The sequence below is a fragment of the Corallococcus praedator genome (assembly GCF_003612125.1).
GTDB lineage: Bacteria > Myxococcota > Myxococcia > Myxococcales > Myxococcaceae > Corallococcus > Corallococcus praedator.
The window spans coordinates 20,975-29,368 of record NZ_RAWI01000079.1 but is presented as its reverse complement, the minus strand read 5'-3'; the positions used below and the strand labels follow the sequence as shown (position 1 = coordinate 29,368).

Genomic DNA, 8,394 nt, shown 5'->3' with positions numbered 1-8,394 from the left:
TGGACCTGCTGCTGGCCATCCCCCGCCCCAAGGCCCTCAAGAAGGTGCTGCCCGCCGTGGCGTCCCTGGGCGTGGACCGGGTGGTGCTCGTGAACGCGGCCCGCGTGGAGAAGAGCTACTTCGACTCCAAGGTGCTGGACGCGGCCTTCGTGCGCGAATTGCTCCTCCAGGGCCTGGAGCAGGCCCGCGACACACGCGCGCCGGAGGTCCTGGTGCGCGAGCGCTTCCGCCCCTTCGTCGAGGACGAGCTGGACACGGTCTTCGGCACCGAAGCCCTGCGCCTGCTCCCCCACCCTCCGGCGCGGCAGCCATTGCAGAAGGTGGGTGTGGCGGAGGCACGGCGGGTGGTGCTCGCCATCGGACCGGACGGAGGCTGGGTGCCCTTCGAAGCCGAGCTGCTGGAGGCCCACGGCTTCCAGCCCTTCTCCCTGGGCCCCCGCATCCTGCGCGTGGAGACGGCGGTGCCGGTGCTGCTGGGTCAGGTGACGCTGCTCAAGGCGCCGCCCGCGTAGCCGCGACGCGCCCTCCCCCGCTACCGCGTCTCCAGGTTCAGCTCCAGGTCGAACGCGGCGTCATGGGATGACCCGTTCGCCTGCTTCACCATCACCGTGAGGATGTTCTCCCCCACCACGAAGGGGCCGCCATCGAAGGTGGCCGTGCTGATCACCGGCTCCTTCAGCACGCCGCTCGCGAAGGTGCCGTGGGCGAAGCCGTTCTCCATGTACCGGGAGTAGACGAGCTTTCCGTTCACCCAGAGGGCCACGCCGTCGTCGTGCAGCACCCGGACGTTGGCGGAGCGGATGGCCTCACCGAGGGTGAGCTTCTTGCGGAAGTAGAGGCTCGGCTGACTGGGGTTCGCCTTGTCGAGCACCGTGTGCTCGTCACCCGCCCCATACCCCAGGGGGGCCGGGCCCGACCGCCACGCGCCGTCGTCGAAGCCGAGCGCCATCCAGGCGCTGCCTGGGTCCACGCCGCGGTCATCGAAGGTCCAGTACTCGCCGAAACCCACGGCCTGGAACCTCGGGCTCGTGGAGATGGTGAAGGCGGTGTCGGTCTGGTCGAAGATGTCCGGCCGCATCGCATCCCCGACGCGCAGCAGCCCCTGCGACGTCGGCGTGGACGGCACCGTCCAATCGAAGAAACCGGTGTCGGAGATGCCCGTCTTGACGGTCGTCCAGTGCGCCCCGTTGTCGGGTGAGAACTGGAGCCGCAAGGTGTGGAAGTCCGAGCCATGGCTCATCCAGTGCAGCGTCTGGACGTTTCCCGGCCGCAGCGTCTCTCCGCCGTTGGGGCTTTCGAGGACGAGCGAGGAGTGCGCGTTGCCCTGCATGGTGACCTTGAGTTCCAGGTCGAAGGAGAGGTCGCTGGACGTGGCGTTGGCCTGCTTCACCATGACGGCCAGCGTGTTCTCCCCCATCACGAAGCGGGCCCCTGGGAGGGTGGCCTCGGCCATCGCGTTGTCGCTGCTGGAGCCCTGGGCATAGGCGCCGTGCGCGGTGTTGTTCACCAGCTTGGAGAACACCTGGGTGCCGTTGAGCCACACGACGAAGCCATCGTCGTGCAGCACCTTGAGCCGGGCCTGGTCCACCATGCCGTGCACCATGAACTTGCGGCGGAAGTAGACGCTGGGCTGGCGCGGAGTGCTCGCGCTCAGCGCCGTCGCTTCGTCGCCGTCGCCATAGCCCAGCTGCGCCGGCCCCTTCTTCCAAGCGGCGTCGTTGAAGGTGGGCGCCGTCCAACCGGCCCCCGGGTCGACGTTGCGGTCGTCGTATTTCCACTCCGCACCGAAGGCCACCGCGGTGTAGCCGGTGTCGGGCGGGGGATCCGTCGGGTCCTGCGAGGACGTTCCGCCAATGCGGATGATCTTCGCCACCGAGGGGACCCGGTTGGCGTTGAGCAGGAACAGCAGGTAGTGGCCCGGTGGGGCCGTGTTCGCCTGGGTGGGCGCGGTGATGGTGAGCGCGCCGCTGCTGGCCGTGAACTTCAGCCACTGGAAGCGCTGGTTCTCGTCGAAGGCGTGCGTGACGGAGCCCAGCCGGATCCATGACACCTTGGAGATGAGCGCCGCGTTCGGCGTGGTGACCCGGAAGTTCTCGCCGTAGGCCACCGACGTGGGCGCGGAGGAGATGGTGGGCCTGGCGCCCTTGAAGAGATAGGGCGGAGAGAACACCTGCTGGGTGCGCACGCCGCGCCCGCCCGCGGAGAGCACCCGTCCATCCGGAAGGAGCAGGGTCGTGGAGTGGTAGCCGCGATAGGCGGAGATGGGGGCCAGCTCGGTCCAGGTCTCGCTGGTGGGGTTCCACAGCTCGGTTTCGTAGCGGGGGAACCGGGGGTTGTCCGTCCCGGGGCCGCTGTGTCCGCCGGTGACGAGCACCGTCCCGTCGGGCAGGAGCGTGGTGTTGTGCTGACGGCGCACGTAGCGCATGGGGGCCACCGTGCGCCAGGCGGGCGTCGCGGCGTTGAGGTCGATGACCTCCACGTTGTTCGTGGGGGGATTGTCGCCTCCGGCGATGAGGACCTTCCCCGGCTCATACAGGGCCGCGCTCCCCGCATTGCGGCTGTGCGCGTAGCGGGTGCGGGGCCCGGAGGTCCACGCGCCCGTGCTGTCGGTGGAGAGGAACCGCGAGGGCTTCCAGTACCCCGCCATGAACGACTTGCCGTTGGGCGCCACGAACATCCACGGGTAGTACATGAGCTCCAGGCTGGCGCCGCTGAGCGTGCGCCACGCGTTCTTCGACGGCTGCCAGACCTGGGGCACCAGGTTCTTGCTCGTGTCCTCCTTGGCGCCCCCGATGACCAGCAGCTCCCCGTTGGGCAGCGTGGTGACGGTGGGGTACCAGCGGCCGGCGTTCATGTTCGGCAGCCGGGTCCAGGTGTTGGTGAAGGGATTGAAGAGGGTGGCGTAGGGCAGCCCCGCGTCGTCCGCGATGTGCCCGCCCGCGACGAGCAACCGGCCGTCCGGGAGGAAGGCATGCCCCGCGCAGAAGATGTTGAAGCCCGCCTTGGGGAGCGCCGTCAGGGCGTTGGTCTGCGGATCCCACAGGTGCGGGTTGTCACCGTCTCCGAACTCGGAGAACCACATCACCTTGCCGGTGGGCAGCAGGTGGGTGTGCACCGCGGAGTAGGGCCAGGTCCGCACGGCCGACCACTGCCCGGAGACCGCGGGGTCCAGGGCCTGTGCCCTGGCGGCCGCCGTGAAGGCCCATGCGGCCAGGACCGCGAGACGCCACGTACGGAGCATGAGGCCCCCCCCATTGTCGGTTGCGAGTGCGCCCCATCGTAGGCAGGCGCCCCGCGCACGCCATCGCGTCCCCAGACAGGGGGAACGACGAAAGGCGGACAGTGGGGGGGGCGGAAGCCGCGAGCGTCGCGAGGCCTCGTGGCCCCCCACGCCCGCGTCGCGACGGAGCGCTACTCCGGAGCCGCCTCGGGCGGGGCCGGCTCCGGCGCGGGAGGCGGCGGTTCCGACAAGGGGCTCGAAGCCACGCGCGGATGGGCCTTCTCGAACTCCTCCAGGCGGACAGGCTTGATGACCTTCAGCTCGGAGATGTCCTGGACCGTCGGGCGGTCCTCGGTGCGCGTGTCGGGCGTGACGGTGAAGCCCAGGCGGTTGATCTCGTGCCCGTCCTCCGTCTCCAACACCACGCGCCAGTCGCCCGGCTTCGGCGTGGTGCCCGGCTTCGCGTAGTAGCGGTAGCCGCCCTCCGTGCCGTTGCTGCTCACCGTGGCCAGGTAGCCATTGCCCTGCTGCGTCCAGCCCTTCTGCGGATGGTCGAAGTACCAGCGCACGCGCACGCGGTAACGCTCGAAGCCCTTGGGCGCGAAGATGCGGAAGAAGTACATGGGCTGCTCGCCGGGCCGCACGGTGAAGTCCTGGTCACCGTGGTGCCACAGCGTCCAGACCTTCCACCACGGCCGCGCCTCCGACGTCAGGCGGTACAGGCCCGTCATGTTGTACTCGCGCTTATCGACGCGCTCCACCTGGTGGTAGATGCCGCTGTACTGCACCGCCAGGGGCACCGGCGGAATCACGCCCAGGAAGTAGCACCCGAGCAGCGCCGCCTGCGCGCCGAAGCCCGGCACCGCCACCGTGCGCAGGAGCGCCTTCTCATCCGGACGCCAGCGCTTCAGCACGCGCAGCATGCCGTAGATGCTGCCGGAGCCCAGCGCCACGGACAGCGTGAAGATCCACCACCCCACCCGGCTCAGCAACACCGGCAGCAGCGACGCGAAGTAGAGCGTCACGCACAGGCTGAAGAGGGCCACGCGGATGACGGGCCCCAACTGCCGGAAGCGCGGCAGCTCGTTGGCCACCAGCAGCGAGAACATGACCGCGAGGAACAACAAGGGCGTAAGGCCCGACGAGCTCTTGAACAGGAACAGCGTGAAGGCGCTGAGCAGGCTTCCCAGCAGGAAGTGCAGCGCGTCCTCGCGGAAGCGCCAGACCTTCGCGAGCAGCTTCGGCGGCTCCGCGCCCTCCTGGTAGCGCTGCTCCAAAAGCAGGAGGCCCGCGAGCAGCAGCAGGTAGACGAAGTTCTGCACCACCGTCTGCGTGTCGTCGATGGGGCTCAGCGTGAGGACGTCGTAGAGAAAGCCCGCGAAGAAGAAGAGGGCCATCTCCTGCTTCTCGTACTTCGCGCGGAACGCCTGCACGCGGTCCACCAGCGTGGGCGTCTTGTCCGTGCTGACGAGGTCGTCCGGATCGACGACGGCGGCCGACGTGGCGACGGCGACGTTCGCCGCGGGCGGTGGCGTTTCTCCCGCGACCGGAACCCCCGGCACTTCGTTGGACTCGTCCTGCGGCTTGGAATCAGGAGGTGTGACGGTGAGCACGGCGGCGGAACCCCTCTAGGCGACCGCCGCCCATCCTAAGCGGGGGACGGGGCCCGGGTCTCCCCCGGGCCCGCACGCCCCCCTGCTCCGGGGTGTTGCGACTACGTGTTGCCGGCGGCGACCAGGGCCTGCAGCTCGTCGCGCTCGGCCAGCTCCGCCAGGATGTCCGAGCCGCCCACGAACTTCCCGTGGATGTAGACCTGCGGAATGGTGGGCCAGTTGGAGTAGTCCTTGATGCCCTGGCGCACCGCCGGGTCGGCCAGCACGTCCACCGTGTGCACGGGCCCCAGCGGCTGAAGAATCTGGAGCGCCCGCGCGGAGAAGCCGCACTGGGGGAACAGCGCGTTGCCCTTCATGAAGAGCACGATGGGGTGCGACTTCACCGTCTGGTCGAAATGGGCCTTGAGCGTCTCATCCATGGAACGTTGCTCCTTGCTTCAGCGGGGCCCGAGCTTCTTCCACTGCTCGGGCGAATAGGTCTTGAGCGCGAGCGCATGCAGCTCGCCGGACTTCAACCACGACTGCAGGGGCGCGTACACGAGCTGGTGCTGTTCCACCATCGTCTTGCCCGTGAACGCGGGGCTGACCACCCGTGCCTCGAAGTGGTCTCCCGTGCCGGTCGTATCGTTCAACTCCACCTCGGAGCCCGGCAGGGCCTCGAGGAGGTAACGGCGGAGCGTCTCGGCGTCGAGCATCAGTTCATTCCCTTTCCCATCACCAGCATGGCCGGGTCCACGCCCAGGCCGCGCAGGGTGGCATCCCACAGCTTCGACGGTTCTGTCCCCAGCACCGCGTCCACGGTGGCGTCGGCGTACAGCCACGAGCCCGCGGCGATCTCACTCTCCAGCTGCCGGGGTCCCCAGCCCGCGTAGCCCAGGCAGAAGCGCACGCGCGGCTCGGTGCGTTGCAGCAGGGGGCCCAGCGCGTCCAGGGTGACGCTGAGAAAGAGGCCGGGCATGACGGCGTGCTTCTCCGTCACGGACGGGTCGTCGTGCAGGACGAAGCCCCGCTGGGGCTCCACCGGGCCGCCCACGTACACCGATTGCGACACGCGGTCGGTCGAGATCTCCATCGACTGACCGCGCGCCAGCTCACCGAGCGTCAGGGGCGCTCCCCGGTTCACGACGAGCCCCATGGAGCCCGTCTCCCCGTGTTCGATCATCAGGATGACCGACCGGTAGAAGTTCGGGTCTCCAAGCTGGGGCATGGCCAGCAGGAAGCCGGAAGCGAGGTTCTTCACACGGGGAGCATCGACCGTCCGGCCAGGGCGTGCAACCGGAACCCGCTCCCTCGCTGTTTCAGCGTCGGGGCTTCAGTGCCAGCTGTGGTGCTTGGACTTGAGCGCCGTGGCCAGCTTGTCCGGATTCAGCGGCTTGCCGATGAACAGGTCCGCGCCCAGGCTCTTGCACTTGCGCGCGGTGGCCGCGTCGCTCATCGCGCTCACGCCGATGAGGACCGCCTGCGGGAAGCGCTCGCGCAGCTTGGACATGAGCGTGGTGCCGCTGCGGCCGGGCAGGAACACGTCCACGATGGCCGCGTCCATGCGCTTGTTGCGCACGGCGAACTCGGCCTCCTCGGCGCTGCCCACCGGCATGGCGTCGTAGCCCCACTGGCTCACCATCTCCACCAGCAGCTCGCGGTGGGCGGCGTCGTCCTCCACCACCAGCACGGAGCGGCGAACAGCTTCCTTGCGAAGTCCGTCGTCGCGCGGACGCTCTTCACGGGCAGGCGAGAGGGGGATTTCTTCCGTGGGGAGGGACATGGTGTTCACCAGGGGGCAAAGGGGTTCCGTTCGTAGGGAACCTTTGCGCCCATGTGCTGCATTCCTCACACTTGACGACGGGGACCTCCCCCCAAAGCCTGGGAAGCGAGCGAGGCGCCAAGCACCAGCAGGACGAGCAGCCCCCATGCGGGAAGAACGACGCGGCTGCCCCCCTCGTAGATGAGCGCCGCGTAGGACGTGCCCAGGTAGCGGCCCAGGGACATGGGTTCCATGCGGGCGATGCCGAAGAAGCTCACCGTGGACTCGGTGAGGATGGCGCTGGGAAGGCGGCTCAAGAACACCGCCAGCACGAACGGCCGCAAGAGGGGCCACAGGTGCACGCGAAGCACGTGCACGCCACCCCCGCCCAGGGCGCGAGCAGCGGCCACGTACTCCTGGCCCTCCAGCGTGGCCAGGCGGTCCCTGAACATGCGCGCGGGGCCGGCCCAGCCCACCAGCGCCAGCGACGTCACCATCAAGCCAAAGGGCCCCAGGCCCCCGCCCAGGCCCGCGTCCATCAGCGACTGGCCGGCGAGCTGGAGCACCATCACCACGAGCACGTCCGGCAGCGCGAACACGGCGTCCACCGCGCGCAGCAGCACCTGCTCCGTCACGCCACCGGACAGCCGCGCGAGCGCCGCGACGCCCAGCCCCAGCACGGTGGAGAACGCGCCCGCCGCCAGGCCCACGGCCAGGGACACCCAGAGGCCCCCGAAGGCCAGCTCGCACACGCTGCGGTCGGGGCGGTTCAGGTCCCAGCCGAGCGGACAGGTCTGGGCCAGGGACTCGGGGAACAGGCGGCCGGCCACGAGGCTCAAGGCGCCCAGGCCCACGAGGAGGACGAGGCCCACCCAGGCGCGCAGGGGAACGCGTTTCATGCGCGGGCCTCCCGGGCGCGCGGATCCACGAGCACGCGCAGCACTTCCACCGTGAGGCTCACGACGACGAGCACGGTGGCGAAGGTGGTGGTGGACACGACGACGACGGCCACCTGTTTGTTGAGGACGGCGAGCACATAGAGCTGGCCGAAGTAGGGCAGGCCGAAGACGCGCTCCGCGGCGAACGAGCCCGCGAGCAGCGCGGTGGCCACGGGTGTCACGGCGTCCAGGAGCGCGGGCCACACGTTGGGAAGCACATGGCGGCGCATCACGGTGCCAGGGTCCAGCCCCTTGCTGAGCGCGGTGCGCACGTAGTCACGCGACAGCTCCGTCTCCAGCGCGTCGCCCACGAGCGTGCCCAGGAAGGTGCCGGGCCAGATGGCGATGACGAGGGCCGCGCACAGCTCCGGCAGCAGGTGTCCGCGCTCCACCACGGAAGGGGCCAGCAGCAGCGCGGGGATGAACACGGGGGTGCCGAAGGCGATGGCGGGAAGCGCGTCACCCAGCACGGCCCACCGTCCGCGCCGCCACCGCGTTCGAAGAAGCGCGAAGCCCAGCGCCCACGCGAGCGCCAGGGGCAATGCGACCAGGCCCACGCCCACGCTGCCGGAGAGCTTCTGCAGGAGTTCATCCCCGGTGATGCCCTGCGCGCTGGTGCCCAGCCGCTCCCCGGCGAAGAGCTTCTGCCAGGGCCGCAGGAAACCGAGCGGCTCGCCGATGCCCAGGTCGCGCTGGTACGACGCCGCCAGCTCCGGGGACACCTGCCGCTTGGTGTCGCTCTCCGTGGTGAGCGGCAGCGCGGCCATCAGGTAGTACGAGGCCACCGCCACCACCGGCACGAGCACGAGCTGCCGCACGAGACGCGTCGCGATGAGGCGCATGCGCTAAGACCCCTGCCTTGAGGCTTGCGAGGAGCGCACG

At 69.5% G+C, this 8,394-nt stretch carries 9 protein-coding genes; 1 reads left to right on the top strand and 8 read right to left on the bottom strand.

What is annotated here, in order from left to right:
* On the top strand, positions 1 to 512 hold a 512-nt coding region (locus tag D7Y13_RS13280; RefSeq protein ID WP_147452441.1), incomplete at its 5' end, for an RsmE family RNA methyltransferase.
* 20 nt (positions 513 to 532) lie between these two features.
* Here D7Y13_RS13280 and D7Y13_RS13275 read toward each other — a convergent pair.
* From D7Y13_RS13275 to D7Y13_RS13240, 8 genes are all read right to left on the bottom strand, one after another.
* Positions 533 to 3,241 carry a galactose oxidase-like domain-containing protein gene (locus D7Y13_RS13275; RefSeq protein WP_233595625.1) on the bottom strand — a complete coding sequence of 903 codons (2,709 nt, stop codon included), beginning with the start codon at positions 3,239 to 3,241 and terminating at the stop codon, positions 533 to 535.
* Positions 3,242 to 3,411: 170 nt separating this feature from the next.
* Entirely contained in the window at positions 3,412 to 4,833 is a 1,422-nt protein-coding gene (locus tag D7Y13_RS13270) for a DUF2914 domain-containing protein (RefSeq protein WP_120584111.1), read from the bottom strand.
* Positions 4,834 to 4,934: 101 nt separating this feature from the next.
* A complete protein-coding gene (gene grxD / locus D7Y13_RS13265; RefSeq protein ID WP_120584110.1) occupies positions 4,935 to 5,252 on the bottom strand; it encodes a Grx4 family monothiol glutaredoxin in 318 nt (105 codons plus the stop codon).
* Between the two features lie 18 nt (positions 5,253 to 5,270).
* Positions 5,271 to 5,528 (bottom strand): BolA family protein, encoded by a 258-nt coding sequence (locus D7Y13_RS13260; protein ID WP_120533154.1) that lies wholly within the window; start codon positions 5,526 to 5,528, stop codon positions 5,271 to 5,273.
* Positions 5,528 to 6,073 (bottom strand): YqgE/AlgH family protein, encoded by a 546-nt coding sequence (locus tag D7Y13_RS13255; protein WP_120533153.1) that lies wholly within the window; start codon positions 6,071 to 6,073, stop codon positions 5,528 to 5,530. The genes D7Y13_RS13260 and D7Y13_RS13255 overlap by 1 nt, the downstream gene beginning before the upstream one ends.
* Positions 6,074 to 6,145: 72 nt before the next feature.
* Entirely contained in the window at positions 6,146 to 6,595 is a 450-nt protein-coding gene (locus D7Y13_RS13250; protein ID WP_120533161.1) for a response regulator, read from the bottom strand.
* Between the two features lie 65 nt (positions 6,596 to 6,660).
* Entirely contained in the window at positions 6,661 to 7,473 is an 813-nt protein-coding gene (locus D7Y13_RS13245; protein ID WP_120584109.1) for an ABC transporter permease subunit, read from the bottom strand.
* Positions 7,470 to 8,354, bottom strand: a complete 885-nt coding sequence (locus D7Y13_RS13240; RefSeq protein WP_120533151.1) for an ABC transporter permease subunit — start codon at positions 8,352 to 8,354, stop codon at positions 7,470 to 7,472. The genes D7Y13_RS13245 and D7Y13_RS13240 overlap by 4 nt, the downstream gene beginning before the upstream one ends.
* Between the last annotated feature and the right edge of the window lie 40 nt (positions 8,355 to 8,394).